Annotated in this window: 17 protein-coding genes; 9 read left to right on the forward strand and 8 right to left on the reverse strand. The window is 60.9% G+C overall.

The annotated features are described in order from the left end of the window. The first annotated feature begins 63 nt into the window (after positions 1-63). Positions 64-1,800, forward strand: a complete 1,737-nt coding sequence (locus BDI24065_RS33620; RefSeq protein ID WP_175034824.1) for a tetratricopeptide repeat protein — start codon at positions 64-66, stop codon at positions 1,798-1,800. A gap of 398 nt (positions 1,801-2,198) precedes the next feature. Here the strand turns inward: BDI24065_RS33620 and gyrB are convergent, their stop codons facing one another. The 3 genes from gyrB to dnaA all read right to left on the reverse strand — a co-directional run bounded on the left by gyrB (position 2,199) and on the right by dnaA (position 7,718). Then, the gene (gyrB, locus tag BDI24065_RS33625; RefSeq protein ID WP_175034825.1) at positions 2,199-4,673 is read right to left on the reverse strand and encodes a DNA topoisomerase (ATP-hydrolyzing) subunit B; all 2,475 of its coding nucleotides are present in this window, start codon (positions 4,671-4,673) and stop codon (positions 2,199-2,201) included. 192 nt (positions 4,674-4,865) lie between these two features. Beyond that, positions 4,866-5,972: a DNA polymerase III subunit beta gene (gene dnaN, locus BDI24065_RS33630; RefSeq protein ID WP_122943982.1), complete on the reverse strand. Its 1,107-nt coding sequence runs from the start codon at positions 5,970-5,972 to the stop codon at positions 4,866-4,868. Positions 5,973-6,140: 168 nt separating this feature from the next. Next, positions 6,141-7,718, reverse strand: coding sequence for a chromosomal replication initiator protein DnaA (gene dnaA / locus BDI24065_RS33635; protein ID WP_217481841.1), 1,578 nt, complete (start codon positions 7,716-7,718; stop codon positions 6,141-6,143). 420 nt (positions 7,719-8,138) lie between these two features. Here dnaA and rpmH point away from each other — a divergent pair, with 420 nt between their 5' ends. The 4 genes from rpmH (at position 8,139) to yidC (ending at position 10,768) form a co-directional block, all read left to right on the forward strand. After that, entirely contained in the window at positions 8,139-8,273 is a 135-nt protein-coding gene (rpmH, locus tag BDI24065_RS33640; RefSeq protein WP_004198824.1) for a 50S ribosomal protein L34, read from the forward strand. A gap of 15 nt (positions 8,274-8,288) precedes the next feature. Beyond that, positions 8,289-8,750 (forward strand): ribonuclease P protein component, encoded by a 462-nt coding sequence (gene rnpA, locus BDI24065_RS33645; protein WP_039364627.1) that lies wholly within the window; start codon positions 8,289-8,291, stop codon positions 8,748-8,750. A 75-nt stretch (positions 8,751-8,825) separates the two neighbouring features. Further along, on the forward strand, positions 8,826-9,092 hold the full coding sequence (yidD, locus tag BDI24065_RS33650) for a membrane protein insertion efficiency factor YidD (protein ID WP_059232865.1): 267 nt from the start codon (positions 8,826-8,828) through the stop codon (positions 9,090-9,092). Positions 9,093-9,100: 8 nt separating this feature from the next. Beyond that, complete coding sequence (yidC, locus tag BDI24065_RS33655; RefSeq protein ID WP_175034827.1) at positions 9,101-10,768, forward strand: membrane protein insertase YidC; 1,668 nt, start codon at positions 9,101-9,103, stop codon at positions 10,766-10,768. A gap of 106 nt (positions 10,769-10,874) precedes the next feature. Here yidC and BDI24065_RS33660 read toward each other — a convergent pair whose 3' ends face one another. Continuing rightward, complete coding sequence (locus BDI24065_RS33660; protein ID WP_047852380.1) at positions 10,875-11,306, reverse strand: transcriptional regulator; 432 nt, start codon at positions 11,304-11,306, stop codon at positions 10,875-10,877. Between the two features lie 345 nt (positions 11,307-11,651). On the opposite strand from BDI24065_RS33660, the gene mnmE reads away from it, so the two are divergent. Further along, on the forward strand, positions 11,652-13,046 hold the full coding sequence (mnmE, locus tag BDI24065_RS33665; protein ID WP_175005091.1) for a tRNA uridine-5-carboxymethylaminomethyl(34) synthesis GTPase MnmE: 1,395 nt from the start codon (positions 11,652-11,654) through the stop codon (positions 13,044-13,046). Between the two features lie 495 nt (positions 13,047-13,541). Here mnmE and BDI24065_RS33670 read toward each other — a convergent pair whose 3' ends face one another. After that, entirely contained in the window at positions 13,542-14,759 is a 1,218-nt protein-coding gene (locus tag BDI24065_RS33670) for a DUF6402 family protein (RefSeq protein WP_175034828.1), read from the reverse strand. 430 nt (positions 14,760-15,189) lie between these two features. Between BDI24065_RS33670 and BDI24065_RS33675 the strand changes: the two genes are divergently transcribed. Both BDI24065_RS33675 and BDI24065_RS33680 read left to right on the forward strand, forming a co-directional pair. Then, a complete protein-coding gene (locus BDI24065_RS33675; protein WP_175034829.1) occupies positions 15,190-15,900 on the forward strand; it encodes a hypothetical protein in 711 nt (236 codons plus the stop codon). A gap of 45 nt (positions 15,901-15,945) precedes the next feature. Next, a complete protein-coding gene (locus tag BDI24065_RS33680; protein ID WP_254609911.1) occupies positions 15,946-16,695 on the forward strand; it encodes a hypothetical protein in 750 nt (249 codons plus the stop codon). Between the two features lie 45 nt (positions 16,696-16,740). Here BDI24065_RS33680 and BDI24065_RS41425 read toward each other — a convergent pair whose 3' ends face one another. The 3 genes from BDI24065_RS41425 to BDI24065_RS33690 all read right to left on the reverse strand — a co-directional run bounded on the left by BDI24065_RS41425 (position 16,741) and on the right by BDI24065_RS33690 (position 18,742). Next, complete coding sequence (locus tag BDI24065_RS41425) at positions 16,741-16,863, reverse strand: hypothetical protein (protein WP_021157980.1); 123 nt, start codon at positions 16,861-16,863, stop codon at positions 16,741-16,743. Between the two features lie 162 nt (positions 16,864-17,025). Continuing rightward, positions 17,026-18,384, reverse strand: coding sequence for a GGDEF domain-containing protein (locus tag BDI24065_RS33685; protein WP_175034830.1), 1,359 nt, complete (start codon positions 18,382-18,384; stop codon positions 17,026-17,028). A 109-nt stretch (positions 18,385-18,493) separates the two neighbouring features. Then, positions 18,494-18,742, reverse strand: a complete 249-nt coding sequence (locus tag BDI24065_RS33690; protein WP_046544145.1) for a DUF2795 domain-containing protein — start codon at positions 18,740-18,742, stop codon at positions 18,494-18,496. Positions 18,743-19,195: 453 nt separating this feature from the next. Here BDI24065_RS33690 and speG point away from each other — a divergent pair, with 453 nt between their 5' ends. Beyond that, on the forward strand, positions 19,196-19,753 hold the full coding sequence (gene speG / locus BDI24065_RS33695) for a spermidine N1-acetyltransferase (protein ID WP_175034831.1): 558 nt from the start codon (positions 19,196-19,198) through the stop codon (positions 19,751-19,753). Positions 19,754-19,890 lie beyond the last annotated feature (137 nt).

The raw sequence follows: 19,890 nt of genomic DNA on the forward strand, positions 1-19,890 counted from the left end.
ATAGATGTACTACGCTGTCTCAGGGTGGGTCAGATTTAGATGAAATCGGTGGGTTAAGACTCGGTGGAAATCAACAGGCAACTCAATCCCTTCATCGTTCAGCTTCGCCGTTTTGCGTCGGACAACACGGTAATCAACGTTTTGGACGATCGGGTAGATCGAAAATCTTTAAAGATTACTACTTATCCAGAGGCTCTCATTTCGGCGATTAGTCGACATCCCCTCGCGACTCGACTTGCTGCTGACGTTCTACGAACGCAGGGTGCGGGAATGCTGGATGACGAACGGTTCCTCCTAGAGTTGGAAGAGAAGCTATTCGTTGAGCTTTGGGGGCGCTTGGTTAACGAAACATCTTCGGCTGCGGTCGATATTGCAGTCCAGCTACGCATTCCGTTTCCTCAGAAGTCGTTGGAACGACTGTCGTCAAAAGATTCAGTCGAGGCAGGGTTAGCGAGTTCTGCGCTCTATGCCATCGATGATCACCGATGGGATGTACTCGTCTCCACCCTTGAATTATTTCGACGACGTACGAGCCCGGATACCGCATCAGCAGAGCTGCATGGGAAACTTGCGGATGAGTATGTTTCGCTCTACCGAGACGACGACGATCCAAAATGGATTCGGGAAAGCTACTTTCATCGGCTTCTTTCATCAGAATCTCTTCAACCTTTGTTGGGCGCGTATTATTTCCGTGAGCTTGTTGGTTCTGCTAACTATTGCTTCCGAATTCGTCGCCATGATCGTGCGCTAGAACTCTATAATTTTGCTGCATCGGTGGGAACTCTTACCGAAGACGCGCTTATGCATAGGGCGTCGTGCATGGTGCGGACAGGGGAAAGACCCGGGGGTGACCAAGAATTTACCCGACTCTTCGATCTCTACCCTCGTGCCAATGGAATGAAGCTATCGTACATCGCTGCGCTCATCTGGATTCGGAAGTACGACGAAGCAGCAAAGAAATTCGAAAGCCTTGGGGTGGATGTCAACGATCCTCACGCCGCGGGCCTACGTGGAAGAATTCATCTAGGGTTGCATGAGTATGATGCTGCCGAAGTGCTATTGAGGCGTGTTGCAGGCTCCGTCAAACTCCCCCCCCTTCGTGCATACTTGGACTTGGCTCGCGCGCTCCAATATCAGGGCGCAATTGAAGAAGAGAGGAAGGTTTTGGCAAAGGCTTTGCAACATTACCCGGAGGAGCCGGAGTTGCTTGCGATGGATGGCGGGGCTCTCCAGCGCTTGGGTAAAGCTGATGACGCCGTTAATTTACTCCAACCGCTATTCGACCTGTATCCCAATCAAGCCAAAGCGGCGATGACGTTGGTAAAAATATACGGGCGTAACTCGGCGACCACATATAAAGCCCGCCAAGCATTTGAAAAGGCGTTGCGAGCGGCGGAAAATAATTCGGACCCCATTTTTGTAACGATGGAGGCCGAAGTCCTGAAAAGTGAGGGGCGTGCGGATGCAGCAGTCCAACTACTGACAGATAAGACCACACTGGACGATCAACACTCGTTGGGCATGTATTTCGAGTGCGTTTACCACTCGCTTATTGGCAAGTCGCGCGCTGACGCGAAAGCGCAAGCTGCGGAGGCGCTAAGGATTTCTGTCGCTGGGCCGCTAACCAATAACATCCCCCTTCAAGTTAACAGGGCTCGGCTAGCAGCAGTAGCCGATGACTACACTGTTTTTCAGTCGATCCGTGATCAACTCAGCGCAAGCCGAGCTGAACGTTTCGAACTGGAAGCACTCGATCGGCTGTGGACTGATCAGAAACAAGGGCGACAGTTATCCACCTAATCCATCACACCTTTCCCGGTGCCCCCGGAGTAGGCGTGCCTAGATACCTGCGGGGGCGAAGAGGCGCAAATGTTATCCCGGCATTCGGTCCAGTCGCCGCCCTAGGCGGTTACTTTCGCGGTGTCACCTAAGTTACTTCACGATTATTGAGTGAACGGCGTGTCACTTGTCAGACTTGCACCCAAACCACGTAGCAACGAAAGACCACTAGTTGCTTGAGCGGCGAGGAGTTGACGTGACCTCACCGGTCACCCGATTGTCGGCACGGCCGTTACCGCTCTACTCGCTCGCCATAGAAGTGAGCCTTGTGCCTTGCCTCGCGACCTGTGTCCGCACGCCCCCCCACTCGGACAACTTTGCGAGAATTCGGCCATCTATTCCGAGAAACAACACAAAGCTCAAACGTCAATATTCCCCGCCCGCAACGCATTCGACTCGATAAACGCCCGCCGCGGCTCGACGTCATCCCCCATCAGCGTAGTAAAGATCCCATCCGCAGCAATCGCGTCTTCGATCTGCACGCGCAGCAGGCGTCGCACCGCCGGATCCATCGTCGTTTCCCACAGCTGCCCGGGGTTCATCTCGCCGAGCCCCTTATACCGCTGCTTCGAAACGTTCCGCTCCGCATCCGCCAGCAGCCACTTCATCGCGCTCTTGAAGTTCGTCACAGCCATGCTGCGCTCACCGCGCTTGATGACTGCACCTTCCCCGATGAGCCCCTTGAACGTATTCGCGGTGGTCACGAGCTGCTGATAATCCGCCGTGTGCTGGAATTCCTGGTCGATGACCGAAACCCGCACGTTGCCGTGATGCGTACGCTCGACATGCAGCGACCGCTGTTCGCGAACCGGGTCATACGAAGGCACCACGCGCACTTCGTTCTTCAGCGCTTCATCATGCAACGCAGCGTGCAGCGCCTTAGCCGAAGCCTCCGTCGAAGCCTCATTGGAAAGATCGATCACCACACCGTCCATGACCGCTTCAAGCGCGGCCGGGTCATACAACCGGCTCAACCGCTCGATCACGCTCTTCGACAGCAGATACGACCGCGCCAGCTCTCCAAGCGCATCGCCCGAAATCACGGCCGCATTCTCACCAGGCACCAGCTCCGACCCTTGCAGCGCCAACCGCAGCATGTGCGCGTTGAGCTCCACGTCATCCTTCAGATACCGCTCGTCCTTGCCCGCCTTGATCTTGTAAAGCGGCGGCTGCGCGATATACACGTACCCGCGCTCGATCATGTCCGGCATTTGGCGATAGAGGAACGTGAGCAGCAGCGTCCGGATGTGCGCACCGTCCACGTCCGCGTCGGTCATGATGATGATGCGGTGATAGCGGAGCTTGTCGAGGTTGTAATCCTCTTTGCCGATCCCGCACCCAAGCGCGGTCACGAGCGTGACGATCTGCTCCGACGACAGCAGCTTGTCGTAGCGCGCCTTCTCGACGTTCAGCACCTTGCCGCGCAGCGGCAGGATTGCCTGGAACTTCCGGTCACGGCCTTGCTTGGCCGACCCACCTGCCGAGTCACCCTCGACGATGTAGATTTCGCACTTCGCCGGGTCTTTCTCCTGGCAGTCCGCGAGCTTGCCGGGCAGGCCGACGCCGTCGAGCACGCCCTTGCGGCGCGTCATCTCACGCGCCTTCCGCGCAGCATCACGCGCACGCGCGGCTTCGACGATCTTCCCGCAGATGATCTTCGCGTCGATCGGCGTTTCCAAAAGGAATTCTTCCAGCGCCTTCGCCACAACTTCTTCAACCGGCGCACGCACTTCGGACGACACCAGCTTGTCCTTCGTCTGCGAGCTGAACTTCGGCTCCGGCACCTTCACGGAGAGCACGCACGACAGCCCTTCGCGCATGTCGTCGCCGGTCGTCTCGACCTTCGCCTTCTTCGCGATTTCGTTGTCGGTGATGTACTTGTTGATGACGCGCGTCATCGCGGCGCGCAGGCCGGTCAAGTGCGTCCCGCCGTCGCGCTGCGGAATGTTGTTCGTGAAGCACAGCACGTTCTCGTTGTAGCTGTCGTTCCACTGCATCGCGACTTCGACACCAACACCATCCTTCTCGCCGTTGGCGAAGAAAATCGTCGGGTGCAGGTTGGTCTTCGTCTTGTTGATGTACTCGACGAAACCCTTCACACCGCCGGCGAACGCGAAATCGTCTTCCTTGCCCGAACGCAGATCGGTCAAGCGGATCCGCACACCGTTGTTCAGGAACGAAAGCTCGCGCATCCGCTTCGCGAGGATGTCGTAGTGATACTCGACCGTGCCGAAAATCGTCGGATCGGCCATGAAGTGCACTTCGGTGCCGCGGTTCTCGGTGTCACCCGTCACCAGCATCGGCGACACTTCGACGCCGTCCACCGTCTCGAGCACGCGATCCTGCGCGACGCCACGGTGGAACTCCATGAACCGCTTCTTGCCGTCGCGGCGCACCGTGAGGCGCAGCCAGCTCGACAGTGCGTTCACGCACGACACGCCCACGCCGTGCAGGCCACCGGAAACCTTGTAGCTGTTCTGGTCGAACTTGCCGCCGGCATGCAGCTCGGTCATCACGATTTCCGCAGCACTACGCTTCGGCTCGTGCTTGTCGTTCATCTTCACGTCGGTCGGAATCCCGCGGCCGTTGTCGGTCACGGAAATCGAGTTGTCGGCGTGAATCGTCACGTGGATGTCGTTGCAGTACCCGGCCAACGCTTCGTCGATCGAGTTGTCGAGCACCTCGAACACGAGGTGATGCAGACCGGTGCCGTCCGACGTGTCGCCGATGTACATCCCGGGGCGCTTGCGCACCGCTTCCAGACCTTCGAGGATCTGGATCGACGAAGCGCCGTAGCTGCTGTTATCGGGTTGCGGATTGTGCTGTTCACTCATGGATATCTTCCGGTTCTGCGAGGCCACTCAAGCGGCGGCGCGGTGCGTTTCCTTGCGAAAACGCCGGGCCGCTCCAGTTTTCCTGGCCCGTCCGAGGCGCCGTTAGGGCACCAAAGGGACGGGTTGTCGGTTCGCCATAAAAACGCCAAAGGGGCTTGCCGCCCCCTGGTGTGTGTCTTGATGTCGCGCGCGTCAGATGCGCATCGGCATCACGACATACTTGAACTCTTCGTTCTCGGGCACCGTGATCAGCGCGCTCGAGCTGGCGTCGCCGAGGCTCACCTGCACGGTGTCGACCTTCAGGTTCGCGAGTACGTCGAGCAGATACGTGACGTTGAAGCCGATGTCGACGGTATCGCCCTGGTAGGCGATTTCCAGTTCTTCCTGCGCCTCTTCCTGATCGGCGTTGGTCGACATGATCTTCAGCTGGCCGGGCGCGATGATGCAGCGCACGCCCTTGAACTTGTCCGAGGTCAGAATCGCCGCGCGTTGCAGCGAACGCTGCAGCTCTTCACGGCCGATCTCGAACGAATTCTTGTGCGCCTTCGGGATCACGCGCTGGAAGTCGGGGAACTTGCCCTCGACGAGTTTCGACACGAGCTCGACCTGGCCGAACGTGAACTTGGCCTGGGTTTGCGCGATGTCGATGGTGACGGTGTCGTCGATGTCTTCGAGCAGGCGTTGCAGCTCGAGAATCGTCTTGCGCGGCACGATGACTTCCTGGCGGCCGAACGTGCCGCCTTCGAGCTTCATCGACGAGAACGCGAGGCGGTGGCCGTCGGTGGCCACGGCCATCAGCTGGTCGCCGTCGACGACGAGCAGCATGCCGTTCAGGTAGTAGCGAATGTCCTGCTGCGCCATCGCGAAGTGCACCATGCCGAGCAGCTGGCGGAACGACTTCTGCGGGACGGTCAGGGTTGCGCCGAAATCCTTCGCCTGCGCGACGGTCGGGAACTCGTCGGCCGCCAGCGTCTGGAGTGCGAAACGGCTCTTGCCGGATTGAACGGTGAGGCGCTTGTCGGCGAGCGACAGCGTGACCTGGCCGTCAGGCATCGCGCGCAGGATGTCGAGCAGCTTGCGCGCCGCGACGGTGGTCGCGACCTGGTCGCCGCCGACGCCGAAATCGGCGCGCGTGGTGATCTGCAGTTCCAGGTCGGTCGACAGGAACGAAACGTCCGAGCCGTTCTTGGTGATCAGCAGGTTGGCGAGGATCGGCAACGTATGGCGGCGTTCGACGATGCCGCTGACCGTTTGCAGCGGCCTGAGGAGGGTGTCTCGTTCGGTCTTGACCAGTTGCATAGAGTTCCTTCGTTGAGTAACGGCCTGCAGCGCAGCAGCCTCGCAGCGCCCCGCCAGCCGGGCTCTTGGCCCGCCACCACCGGGGCGGTCAAACCAGTATTGTGCCTCAAAACCGAACCGCCCCCCTTAAATTGGGGCGGAGGCCGAATTATCAAGCGCGCCGCGCGCTCAGCCCTTCAGCGTCTGTTCCAGCACGTGCAGCTCGTGATTGAGCTGCGCGTCCTTGCTGCGCTCATCGGCGATCTTGCGCACCGCATGCAGCACGGTGGTGTGGTCGCGCCCGCCGAACAGCTCGCCGATTTCCGGCAGGCTCTTCTGCGTGAGTTCCTTCGCGAGATACATCGCGATCTGCCGCGGCCGCGCGATGTTCGCGGGACGCTTCTTCGAATACATGTCGGCGACCTTGATGTTGTAGAAGTCGGCGACGGTCTTCTGGATGTTCTCGACCGAAATCTGCCGGTTCTGCACGGTCAGCAGGTCCTTCAGCGCTTCCTTGGTCAGCTCGATCGAGATCTCGCGGCCGTGGAACTTCGAATACGCGAGGATCTTGCGCAGCGCGCCTTCGAGTTCGCGCACGTTCGAGCGCAGGTGCTTCGCGACGAAGAACGCGACGTCTTCCGACAGGTTCACGCCTTCCGACTGCGCCTTGCGCATCAAAATCGCGACGCGCATTTCCAGCTCGGGCGGCTCGATCGCGACGGTGAGGCCCGAGTCGAAGCGCGAGATCAGGCGATCGTCGATGCCCGAAATCTCCTTCGGATACGTGTCGCTGGTGATGATCACCTGCGCCTTGTTCGCGACCAGCGCCTCGAACGCGTAGAAGAATTCCTCTTGCGTGCGCGACTTGCCGGAGAAGAACTGGATATCGTCGATCAGCAGCAGGTCGAGCGAGTGGTAGTAGCGCTTGAAGTCGTCGAACGCCTTGCGCTGGTACGCCTTCACCACATCCGACACGTATTGCTCGGCGTGGATGTAGCGAATGCGCGCGCCGGCCTTGTCCAGCAGCAGCTGGTTGCCGATCGCGTGGATCAGGTGGGTCTTGCCGAGGCCGACGCCGCCGTACAGGAACAGCGGGTTGTACGAGATGCCGGGGTTGTCCGCGACCTGGATCGCGGCGGCGCGGGCCAGCTGGTTCGCCTTACCGGTCACGAAGTTGTCGAACGTGAGCACGGGGTTCAGCTTCGAGCGCTCGTACATCGAATCGGCTTCGCCGCCGTTAGCCGGCGCGGCACCCGGGCCCGGGCGCCACGTGCGGCGGCCGGCAGCCGCTTCGTGCGCGGGCAGGCTCGGCAGGTCGATGTCGGCGTCGTCGGCGTTCAGGTGATGCGCGGCGGCTGCCGACGGCGTCATCGGCACGGCGGCCGGCGCGGCGGGCGCAGCCGAAGCATTCGCGGCCAGGTTGGCCGCGATCGCGGCCACCGTCGCGGCGGGGCCGGTCGGGGCCAGCGGTGCGCGCGGAGCGGCCGGTGCTGCACTGGCGGCGGCGCTGCGCATGCCTGCCTTCGGATCGAGGACGAACTGGACTTCGATCGGCGTGTTCCAGAATTCGCGGGCCAGATCGGTGATCCGTCCCGAAAACTGGCTCTTGACCCAGTCCAGCTTGAAGCGGTTCGGCGCGGCGATGGACAGCGTGTTCGCCGACGCATCGAAGGCCACCGGGGCCAAGGGTTTGATCCACGTCACGTACTGCTGGGGCGTCAGCTCGCGCTCCAGCAGTGCGGAACAGTGTTGCCAGAAATCGTTCATCAAGTAACTGTCGTTTTTTGCGTGCACAGCGCGGCTCGCCGGCGCCCTTGTCGCGGTAGCGCAACAAGGCCCGAAGCGGTCGTGCGAGCGTGCCTCGGACGCCTGCGTCACAGTCGTGGAGGGGCAGGCGCGAGCCGAAGCGGCGTGCGGGATTCTTGGAGATAAGGCGAGATTCTACCGCCAAACGCGGCCACAGAGCGAGTTATCCACAGGCCGGTTGTGTGGGGCGCGGGGCCGGATCGCCTGGGGCGGGCACAGGCGAGCGACTCCTAAAGTATTGACCGTCAACAGAAAAACGGTTTAAATAGCGGGTTCCGCGAAAACCAATCCTGTATTCCCGGCGATTGCGTTCGCCCGAATGCCTCCGGTTAGGGCACGCGGTCCCCTGAATTTCGACATTCTCGAACAAGTGAGAACATCATGAAACGTACTTACCAACCGTCCGTGACGCGCCGCAAGCGCACCCATGGCTTCCGTGTCCGTATGAAGACGGCAGGTGGCCGCAAGGTCATCAACGCTCGCCGCGCGAAGGGCCGCAAGCGCCTCGCCATCTAAGGCAGGTTGCGCGCTGTGTCCGCCGTCCGCAGTCCTGCGGAAGGTGCCGTCGAGCCGGGTGCGAATCCGTCGCAGACGAAAGCCGCCTTCCCGAAAGCTGCGCGACTTCTGAAAACGGATGAATTTTCATCCGTTTTTCGTTTGCGTCCCTGGCGGCGCTCCGCGCACTTCGTGATTTACGGCAAGCCGACCGGTCAGCCCGCGCGTCTGGGGCTCGTCGTCGGCAAGAAGTATGCGCCGCGTGCGGTTACTCGTAACCTCGTGAAGCGGTTGGCGCGCGATCAGTTTCGCCTGCGCCGGGCCGAATTCGCCGGTTACGACCTGCTGCTGCGGCAGCACACGCGCTTCGACAAGAAAGCGCTGCCGAGCGCGGCTTCCGCCCCGCTCGCGGCGATGTGCGCGGCCGAGATCCGCGAACTGCTCGACAGGGCAGTCCGGGAGATCGCTCGCCGTGCGTCGAAGCCCGCGTCCGAGTGACGCATCCGTCCGCGGTGCGGCGTTCGCGCCTGCCCGGCCGGTTTTGACGCGGCGTCGTACGGCGCCGCCCAAGGTATGGAAACGGTATTGATCGCCTTGCTGCGCTTCTACAAGGTTGCCGTGAGCCCTATGCTCGGCAACCGTTGCCGTTTTTATCCTTCCTGTTCGGATTACGCGCGCGAGGCAATCCAGTATCATGGCGCCGCGCGCGGCACGTATCTCGCCGTCAGGCGCGTGTGCCGATGCCATCCGTTTTCCGCGGGCGGCATCGACCTCGTCCCGCCGCCCAACTCCGACACTCGCGCTAGCGGCGAAGCCGACGCGCGGTCCCATCGACTCTGAGACAACGCATGGATATCAAACGCACCGTCCTATGGGTGATCTTCTTCATGTCAGCTGTCATGCTGTACGACAACTGGCAGCGGTCCCATGGACGCCCGTCGATGTTCTTCCCGAGTGCCACGCAGACGGCCCCCGCGGCCGCTGCCGGCGGTGCATCGGGCACGGGCGCGACGACGACGACCGCAGGTGAAGTACCTGCCGCCGCAGCCGGCGCCGCACCGTCGACGACGGCACCGGCCGCCCAGGCGCAGCTCGTGAAGTTCTCGACCGACGTGTACGACGGCGAAATCGACACGCGCGGCGGCACGCTCGCGAAGCTGACGCTGAAGAAGCAGGGCGATGGCAAGCAGCCCGACCTGTACATCACGCTGTTCGACCACACGGCCGGCCACACGTATCTCGCACGCTCGGGCCTGCTCGGCGGCGATTTCCCGAACCACAACGACGTCTACACGCAGCTGAACCCCGGCTCGACGTCGCTGACGGGTGACCAGAACGCGCTGAAGCTGTCGTTCGAATCGCCGGTGAAGGGCGGCGTGAAGGTCGTGAAGACCTACACGTTCACGCGCGGCAGCTACGTGATCGGCGTCGACACCAAGATCGACAACGTCGGCACGGCACCTGTCACGCCGACGGTCTACATGGAACTGGTGCGCGACAACACGGCCGTCGAAACGCCGATGTTCTCGCACACGTTCCTTGGGCCGGCGGTCTACACGGACGCGAAGCACTTCCAGAAGATCAACTTCAGCGACCTCGACAAGAACAAGGCCGACTACGTGACCTCCGCCGACAACGGCTGGGTCGCGATGGTGCAGCACTACTTCGCGTCGGCCTGGATTCCGCAGCAGGGCGTGAAGCGCGACATCTACGCTGAAAAGATCGATCCGACGCTGTACCGCGTCGGCGTGAAGCAGCCGGTCGCCGCGATCGCACCGGGCCAGTCGGCCGACGTGCAGGCACGCCTGTTCGCCGGTCCGGAAGAAGAGCGCATGCTCGAAGGCATCGCGCCGGGCCTGGAACTCGTGAAGGACTACGGCTGGGTGACGATCATCGCGAAGCCGCTGTTCTGGCTGCTCGAGAAGATCCACAGCTACATCGGCAACTGGGGCTGGTCGATCGTGCTGCTCACGCTGCTGATCAAGGCCGTGTTCTTCCCGCTGTCGGCTGCGAGCTACAAGTCGATGGCGCGCATGAAGGAAATCACGCCGCGCATGCAGGCGCTGCGCGAACGCTTCAAGAGCGATCCGCAGAAGATGAACTCGGCGCTGATGGAGCTGTACAAGACCGAGAAGGTCAATCCGTTCGGCGGCTGCCTGCCGGTCGTGATCCAGATCCCGGTGTTCATCTCGCTGTACTGGGTGCTGCTCGCATCGGTCGAAATGCGCGGCGCGCCGTGGGTTCTGTGGATTCACGACCTGTCGCAGCGCGATCCGTTCTTCATCCTGCCGGTGCTGATGGCCGTGTCGATGTACGTGCAGACGAGCCTGAACCCGACGCCGCCGGACCCCGTCCAGGCGAAGATGATGAAGTTCATGCCGATCGCGTTCTCGGTGATGTTCTTCTTCTTCCCGGCCGGCCTCGTGCTGTACTACGTCGTGAACAACGTGCTGTCGATCGCACAGCAGTACTACATCACGCGCAAGCTCGGCGGGGCCAAGAAGAAACCGGCCTGACGCCCGTTGCACACGCGGGGCGGCGCGTTCGCCCCGCGATGCATGAAAAAAGCCGCATGGTTCGCCCATGCGGCTTTTTGCTTTTTGCTGGTCAGGTGGTGCGGGTTCAGCCCTTCTTCGCTTCGCCCGAGTCGCCGTAGAACTGCTCGACCAGTTCCTGCACGAGGTAGCGATGATGCGGCGACAGCGCTTCGATCTTCGACGCGAGTTCGATCGTCTCGGGCGTCGGCGGATAGCGTTCGTCGCGCGGCAGCGGCTGCGGCGTCGGGTGTTCGATCACGCTCGGCGACGGGCCGTAATGCAGCCAGTGGACTTCGACACGCAGCCATTCGGCGAGCGTGGCGAGTTTGTCCGACGTCGGAATCGTGCGGCCCGTCAGCCATTTGTGCGCGGTTTGCGGCGAAACGGGCTGCGCTCCGCGATGGCGCAGATTGAATCGGTTCGCCAGCTCCGTCGCACCGGTGACCTTCTCCGGGCTGCGCCGCAGGGCGAATTTCAGGCGTTCCGAGAACGCGGCTTTTTCTTCGGATGTCGGCATGGGGGAGATTGTGCAATTCCACCGCCGTGTCCCAGACAACCATTCAGGCTAAACGTATCTCGTTCAGACGAATCCCGGTCTTGATCGGGGTGGGTGATGGAATTGAGGGCCACAGCGTTGGGCCGCCCCAGCAGGCATACTCGTCCGAAGCGGTGGCTGTGACATTGCGCTGGGCTGATACTCGGCTTATCCCCGGCGGGATAAATTCGGGCGCGTCCGAATCCTGCGCGGCGGCCGGTGGCGTGTGTGCCGGCACGCTACAATGCCGGCGTTCCGATGCCCGAAGTGTTGCGCGGGCGCACCATATTCATTGATCACCCGATTCATCCAATTCATCCGATTCCCATGCTCGCTACCGATTCCGATCCGATCGTCGCCATTGCCACTGCTGCCGGCCGGGGTGGCATCGGGGTCGTCCGCGTGTCGTTCGGGCGCGGCGGCGAGGCGGCCGCGTTGCCGCTGATCGACGCGTTGTGCGGGCAGAAGCTCGCACCGCGCCATGCGAGCTACGTGCCGTTCCTCGACGAGCACGGCGCGCCGCTCGACCGCGGGATCGCGCTGTACTTCCCGGCGCCGCATTCGTACACCGGCGAGCATGTGCTCGAGCTGCAGGGGCACGGCGGGCCGATCGTGATGCAGCTGCTGCTGCAGCGCTGCCTGGATGCGGGGCGTGGCTTCGGGCTGCGGCTCGCGGAGCCGGGCGAATTCACGCGACGCGCGTTCCTGAACGACAAGCTCGATCTCGCGCAGGCCGAGGCCGTTGCCGACCTGATCGAGGCGAGCACCGAAGCCGCGGCGCGTTCGGCCGGACGTTCGCTCGACGGCGCGTTTTCGCGGCAGATCCATGCGCTCGTCGAAGACGTGATCACGCTGCGGATGCTGGTCGAGGCGACGCTCGATTTTCCGGAAGAAGAGATCGATTTCCTGGAAGCGGCCGACGCGCGCGGCAAGCTCGCGAAGATTCGAGCGCAGCTCGCGCACGTGCTGGGCGATGCGCGGCAGGGGGCGTTGCTGCGCGAAGGGCTGTCGGTCGTGCTTGCGGGGCAGCCGAACGTCGGCAAGTCGTCGCTGCTGAATGCGCTGGCCGGCGCGGAGCTGGCGATCGTCACGCCGATCGCGGGCACGACGCGCGACAAGGTCGCGCAGACGATCCAGGTCGAAGGGATTCCGCTGCACATCATCGATACGGCCGGGCTGCGCGAGACGGAGGACGAGGTCGAGCGGATCGGTATCGCGCGCACGTGGAGCGAGATCGAGCGGGCGGATGTCGTGCTGCATCTGCTGGATTCGCGCACCGGGATGACGGCGGATGACGAGACGATCGCGGCGCGGTTTCCGGGCGGCGTGCCGGTGGTGCGCGTGCTGAACAAGACGGATCTGACCGGAGTGGCGGCGTGTGTCGAGCATCCGGCGGCGGAAGGCGATCTGACCGAGGTGCATCTGTCGGCGAAGCGCGGCGACGGGATCGACATGCTGCGCGCGGAGCTGCTTCGGATCGCCGGGTGGCAGGCGGGGGCGGAAGGTGTGTATCTCGCGCGCGAGCGGCATCTGATCGCGCTGCGGGCCGCGCAGGAGCATCTGGCGCAGGCTGCGGATCATGCGGAGCAGCGCGCGCAGTCGCTCGATCTGTTTGCCGAGGAGCTGCGGCTTGCTCAGGAGCAGCTCAATGCGATTACCGGAGAGTTCACTTCGGACGATCTGCTGGGGGTGATTTTCAGCAGGTTCTGTATCGGGAAATAGAAGCGAAAATGATTGCAGACCGGGAATGGCAGAGTCATTTTCCGGCAATAGAACATGCCTGCATCGACGTGACGGCTGACAGCCAGATCGGTACTGTGTATTTACAGGTGCGGACGTGCCGCCAGCATCCGATCGAGGAGCGTTGGCGGCAGCGATATATATACAGAACTATCTCCGCCGTCACCTTTTGAAAAGGACACGTAGACATCGTTGTAACTATTCCAGGAAATTTCTGGAGTAGGTGTGCTGAATGTGTGCTGAGCCATCACTCTCCCGGTTTGTGCGAAGTATACGCGACCAACATACCGAGAATCTCCACCCGGAACCCAATCTAAAAGGCACAGGTCGGCGAGATATATTCCATCTGGAGATGTCGACGTTCTACACTCTTCCCCTCGAGGCGTTCGATCAAAGGCAAAGATTCCGACCAGTGCCATGGTGAGTAGTGTGCAAGTAATTTTCAGGGAAATCTTCATGATTCGTCGTTGAATTTGATCATAGTGGAATTCCAATGGGAGGGGAGATTGGAATGTATTTTTTGTCGGAGTAGATGATAAAGTCACCGCCTCTGCCATGTATTTCAGACCATCTCCGAAAATCGATGTTCTCGACCGGGTAGTAGACGTTCCCTTTAATGAGTGAATCACCTCTGGCGACGGCGTATTTGACATATGGGATATGCTCGGAGTTCGAGAATGCAGAGAGTGCACTATATGGAACAATGATGACGCCGTCGCTACTCCAATGCCCTAAATATTGAGATCGCTCACCGGATTTGTCGGTAAATGTATAGTTGTCTTTCACATACACCCACACTCCGGTCACTTCGGCCGTTGTTCTATGTGAATCCACGTCCCACGAGAAGCGCGCGCTTCCGAGTGCCGCATATATGTTGAAGGAGCCGAGTGCTCCGGATAGGTCGTCAGGCACGCCATCGTTGCGAAGATGCGCGTCCAGTTGAGTTTCAATTTTTTGCCCGAACGTGCTGTCTACTTTTGAGTATTGAAATTGAAATCTTCGGTGCAAATCACGAAGATCATCGCCACATATGTCGTCGGTGTAGAGTCTCGCTGCACAGTCTTTATGCGGGGCCAGAATTTTGTGAAGCTGGCTTCTGGATTTTGGTGAGCGAATCATTTCATTGATGAGGTGGTCGAATTGCCGCTTCGCTCGGGGGAAGCGCAGAATCCAATCCAATTTAACGGTGGACATGTCGTACATGTCGGGTGGATATGGTTTTCCATCTTGATTGATTTCTGATGACTCATCCGAAGAGGTTCGTGAGTAATTTAACCTCCCGGAAAACCAACGTTCCATGAACTTGGCAGATGTCGGCAGGTATATTTTTCGCATCGCTGCGGGAATCTCTTGAATATCGAATGCTGGTGCTGAATCGCCATTTTTTATTTTAGCGATGACTGGTTTGGGAGGGGCTGGAGCATTGAGCCATGCTTGAAAGTGTCCCAGCGCCTTGCCGGCTAATTCCAAGTTATCAACAATTTTGTCAAGCGAGTCGCGCTTTGGCGTGGCGGGGGCTTGTTTGGGTTTGGCTGCGCTCGATTTTTGTTGCATCGGAAGCGGTGGCGGAGGTTTCTCCATGGATAGCGCGATGTTTGGAACGATCTTGCATCCATCAGCGCCATCATGAAGCTTCCACTTCCAAAATATTTTATTTATTGTGAAATAAGGGATTTTTTCTTTGCTTGGTGGCATTTCAGTTTTAGATCCGGTGATGTTGAGCGGTGTACGCGATGCCTGTTACGCTAGCGTGATCAGACCTGAGAAATCAATCGGATTAATTCGAAATATTTGTTGGCATGATTGAGTTTCGGACTAAATATTCTTGGAGATTTTTGGGCCGTCTGGGCGCCTCGAGATCATGAGGTCATCGATAGGTATATCGATACCCAAAAGAGCGGCGATTTTTTATTTTTTCTTGGCAAGGTGGTGGATCGGTCCAGTTCTGTATCGAATGCCCGCGTATTCGAAGTTCGACAGTCCTTCGTGGCTCGTCATTCGCTCTTAATCGAGACACCCGATCACGATCGCTCTCCCGTTCGCATCATGCAGCCTGTCGTAAAATTGGCCGGCCGGGCAATCTCGATACAATAAATCCCGGCCTCAAAACAAAGAGAGGGCATGCATGGGATTCGGATTTGGAAAACGCAGCGAGTCGTCAGGTGACTCGACGATCGACATGGCGAAAAGCCAGCGCTCGCGAGCCAATGACAACTTCACCACGGGACTTGAAATACGCCGGGCATTTGCGGTTTTCGAGTGCTGTGCGTCGTACGGCACGTACGTTGATCTCAACGACGTCGATGCCGGGTGGCGCTATCTACGGGAAGAAGGTCTGGTTTCAACCGATCTGGAGGCTGCATGGACGGAACTGGACCGCATCCTGCTGACCTATTCGAATGCCGGTGTGCTCGCCAGATCGGACAAGGAGCGTGCCGAGCACCTGATGGCGCGCATCGAAGAGGACCTTGATGCGATGCGAGGCAAGGTCGAGGGCATGGTGGAAGCCGTCGTCGCGCTCAATGTTGCCCGGCTCAAATACCCGTCGAAAAACTGGATCATCGACGGCATTTTCGCGGCCGTATTCGGCGCGATGGGCGGCTCGATCCTCGGCATCATGGCCGGCAAGATGGCGGACAATGCCCCGGCCGTCGAGAATGTCGTTTTCGGTCTCGTGATAATCGGTGCGGTTCTCGTGGCGAGATACCGTCACCAGAAGAAAATCGTCGCTGCCGACGCGACAATCGTACATGCACGAGCCGAGCTTGACCGCATGGTCATCCGGAACCTGTCGCCTTCCGCCTATCCGCCACCGCTGACCGCGGGCGCTGCCTGAATTTGCGATCGGACGTCGCGCGCCAATCGCCGGCGTCTGCCGAAGTTGAATCCCGTCGCGCTGCCGACGCTGGCCGTGCGCATTACACCGAGGGCTCCGATGCCAATTAATCCGACTGAACGCAACGCCATTCTTCGCGCCGTCTTTGCCGACGACGCGCCGTATCCCGACCTGACGCCTCGTCACGTCGCGTTGATGAGAAAGCTGCGCGTCGGTTGGCTGCCGGTTGAATCGGGCGCGCCGGCCATCGTTCCCGAGCAGCCGCTGACTGGAGACGGTGCGACGATCGATCTCGCCAAGGCGATCCTCGAAACCGACGATGACGTGCTGGCCATTCGCACGCTGGCAGAACTTGGCCACGTCATACCCGAATTCGTCACGGTCGCGGGCGAGTTGGCGCCTGGGCAATACGTGATCCCGGAGGCATTGCGCGATGCGTTCGATTACCCGGAAAGCGGTGTCGATGCGTCGGGGCGTTTCGAATTTCGCGCCGAGCATCTCGCGATCCTGCGGGGGACCGTCTGGAGAACGCTCGACGATTACTCGATCGACGCGGTGCTGGAGATGGATGACTTCTGGCCTCTGCCCTACATCGATGGCAAGCGGCCGTACGGGGACTGCACGTACTTCCAGATCGACATGGCCGAACTGCTGGGGGAGCCCTACCAATTCGATGCCGAAAGCAATCTGATCGAAGACGCGGAGAAGGATGCGCGTCTCGAGCGTCTTCACTACGAAACGCGAGCAGCGCTACAGATATTTCTGACGCATGCCGAGCTGACCACGCCGGCCTGATCGCGTGTGCGGGTCCGGCTCGACTCGTCCGGACCCTCACCTGCCTTAATCCCAATGACGGTGATGGTAATACCCGCCACCACCGTAATACCCGCCGCCGTCAGGCACCACGATACAGCCGCTCAACAGCACGGCGACGCCGGCAATCAGCAAAAGGGTCTTTTTCATCGCGTTCACCTGCTCGGGTTCAATATGAAACCCAGCATAGCGAGCGGCCGCAACACCGGCTGTAAGCGATCGTATCCCTGTTCCGCAATCCGTAACGGCGGATTATTCCGGTCACAATGACCGTAACAAATTCCCGAAGAATCGCTGAAACCGCAGACGTTTTCAGGCGGTGACGACCCTGTTTCGCCCCGTATCCTTCGCACGATATAGCGCGGCATCGGCAGCTTCGATCAACGCATCGGGCGTCGACAGATCGTCGGCCGACACGGTCGCGCAGCCGACGCTCACGCTCACGCGCCCGGCGGGTGCCGTCGGCATCGCGAGATCGAGCCGCAGCACCGCTTCGCGCACTTCCTCGGCGACTACCCGCGCGCCGCGCGCTCCCGTGTTCGGCAGCACGATCGCGAACTCCTCGCCGCCGTAACGCGCGACGATGTCTGCTGGCCGCCGCACCGCGCCGGCCAGCGCGTTCGCGACCGCGATCAGGCATGCGTCACCCTTCACGTGACCGAACGCATCGTTGTATGCCTTGAAGCGGTCGACGTCGACCATCAGCAGCGACAGCGGTTCGCCTTGCCGGCGCGCCTGCAGGAACAGCGTGTGGAAATGGTCGTTGAAGTGCATGCGGTTGAACGCGCCCGTCAGGCCGTCGCGCGCGGACGAACGGATCAGCGTCGCGTGTGCCTCGAGCAACCGCTGGTACAGCATCGTCACTTCCCACGCGAGCACGCACACGAGCACGCCCGGCGTGAACATGCTGAACACGCGCGCGAGATACCAGCCGACCGTGAAGCGATTGGTGCTCATCAGGTTCAGCGTCGTGTCGGTGAGGCACGCGAGCACCGCGATCGCGAGCCACAGGTCGAGCGTCGTGCGCAGCCGGCCGGTGGCCAGCACGGCAACGAGCGCCAGCGCATTGAGCAGCCACACGACCAGCGCGACGGCGTTGACGGGCAGCACGGCCGCGTCGCCCGGCGGATGAAACGCGGGCGGCAGCGATACATTCAGCACGAACAGACACAGCAGCCCGGCGACGACAGCCGGCCCGCCGATCAGCGCGAGCGTCCACCAGCGTGTCTGCCGCGCGCCGATCGGTGCGCGCGCCAGCCGCTCGCGCGCGAGCAGCGCGACCATCACGAAACTCGGGAAGCCGGCATGCCAGAAGATCCACATCCACGCGGCGCTTTGCGGTTGCGCGCCGAACAGCCCGTGCGGCGCGAACACGCCGGGAAAGGTGAGCAGCTGCAATGCGACGGCGAGCGCGGTGAACGCGTAGGCGCCGCCGAGCGCGCCGAGCACCGGCTGGCGCGTCACGGTGAACTGCGCGCCGAGAAAGAACGCCGCGATGCTCGCGGTGGTGAACACGGTGAGCGCGCACATCGGCATGAACGGCTCGACGGCCGGCAGCGGGACGTTCGCGTGCGGTGCGGCGATCCCGAGCGCGAGCACGATGACGAGCGCCGTCAGTGCGCCGAACCAGAGCTGACGGCGTGTCGTGTGCTGGATCAGGATGCCTTCCATGGTGTTCCCCGGGCACGTAGGCGGAAACGCCCGGTCTTGCGCCGGGCGACAGGTAGCCGGCCGCTGCGCGACCGGTGCGGCCTGATCCTATCGCGTTATGGGTGCGCGCTCAAACCCCGAGGCCGGGACCGAAGTTGCCGGCGACCCACTGCGTGACGGCGTTCACGTCCGCGTAGTCCTGTTCGGGCAGGCCGTCGAGCATCGACAGCACTTCGTTGCTGGCGCCGGCGTCGCGCGCGGCATCGACGATCGCATCCTTGTTCGCCGGGTAGCGGACGGCCGCCAGCACGTCGGCGATCTGCAGGTCGATCGTTTCGCTGGGAATGTCGTGCGGAGGCTGGGCGGGCTGGTCGTTCACGGCGGCGTCTCGCGGAGTGAGCGGGTTGGGTGGCTTGAGTGGTATTCGAATCGAGGCGGAATTCGGGTGCTTGACGGGGCGCGTCGCGCGTTCACATTCCAGGGCGGCCAGGCCGGCGCGCCCCGCGAATGAGCGGCAATCGACTCAAGGCTCGCGTCGCACGCGGCGCCACGGATGCTTCCAGTCGATGTGCGGTGCGTTTTCGTCGCGCGGATGCTGACGCCGATGTTCCTGCCAAAGCTCGTCGGAAAACAGCGCCGCTACGATGACGAGCGGCAGCACGAGGAATATTCCGAGTATGACTTGCTCGAACACGATAGCCTCCTCGCGGTGGCAGGAACCCTTGCTCCCATTCTAGGCTCTGAACTTCGCCCGCGTTCAATTTCTTACAGTGCGGAACAGGCCCGGATGCGGCCTTGCCGCACGTGCGCGGGCATCAAAAAGGACATGACCATGCAACTCCAGAACGATACCAACACGCTCGCGCTTCGGCCGCTGGAGCGCCAGGACCTGCGCTTCGTCCACGAGCTGAACAACGACGCAAAGATCATGCGCTACTGGTTCGAGGAGCCGTACGAAACCTTCTCGGAACTGTCACAACTGTACGACCGCCACGTGCACGACCAGCGCGAGCGCCGTTTCGTCACGGTCGATGCGCAAGGTGAACTGGTCGGCCTCGTCGAGCTGATCGAGCTCGACTACATCCATCGCCGCGGCGAGTTTCAGATCATCATCGCGCCGCAATGCCAGGGACGCGGCTATGCGGGCCAGGCGACGCGCCTCGCGATCGAGTACGCGTTCAAGGTGCTGAACATGCGCAAGCTGTACCTGATCGTCGATACGTCGAATGCGGCGGCGATTCACGTTTACGAGAAATGCGGATTCCAGCACGAGGCCGAATTGAAGGAAGAATTTTTCGGAAACGGCGCGTATCACAACGCTTATCGCATGTGCATTTTCCAGCGCGATTATTTCGAGCGTCAGCAACCCGGCCTGAATAAAGCAGGGTAAACACGCTGACGAAAGGCGCTTGCGGCGGGGGTTCCGCGGGCGCTGAAACCATGCGGAGAAGTACGGATAAATACGGATTCGCTTATACCTGGCATTTTTCTTGTATCAGGTAAATGCGATTCCGCGTTGCGGTAAAG

The sequence above is a fragment of the Burkholderia lata genome, assembly GCF_902499025.1.
In the GTDB taxonomy this organism is placed as follows: Bacteria; Pseudomonadota; Gammaproteobacteria; order Burkholderiales; family Burkholderiaceae; genus Burkholderia; species Burkholderia lata_C.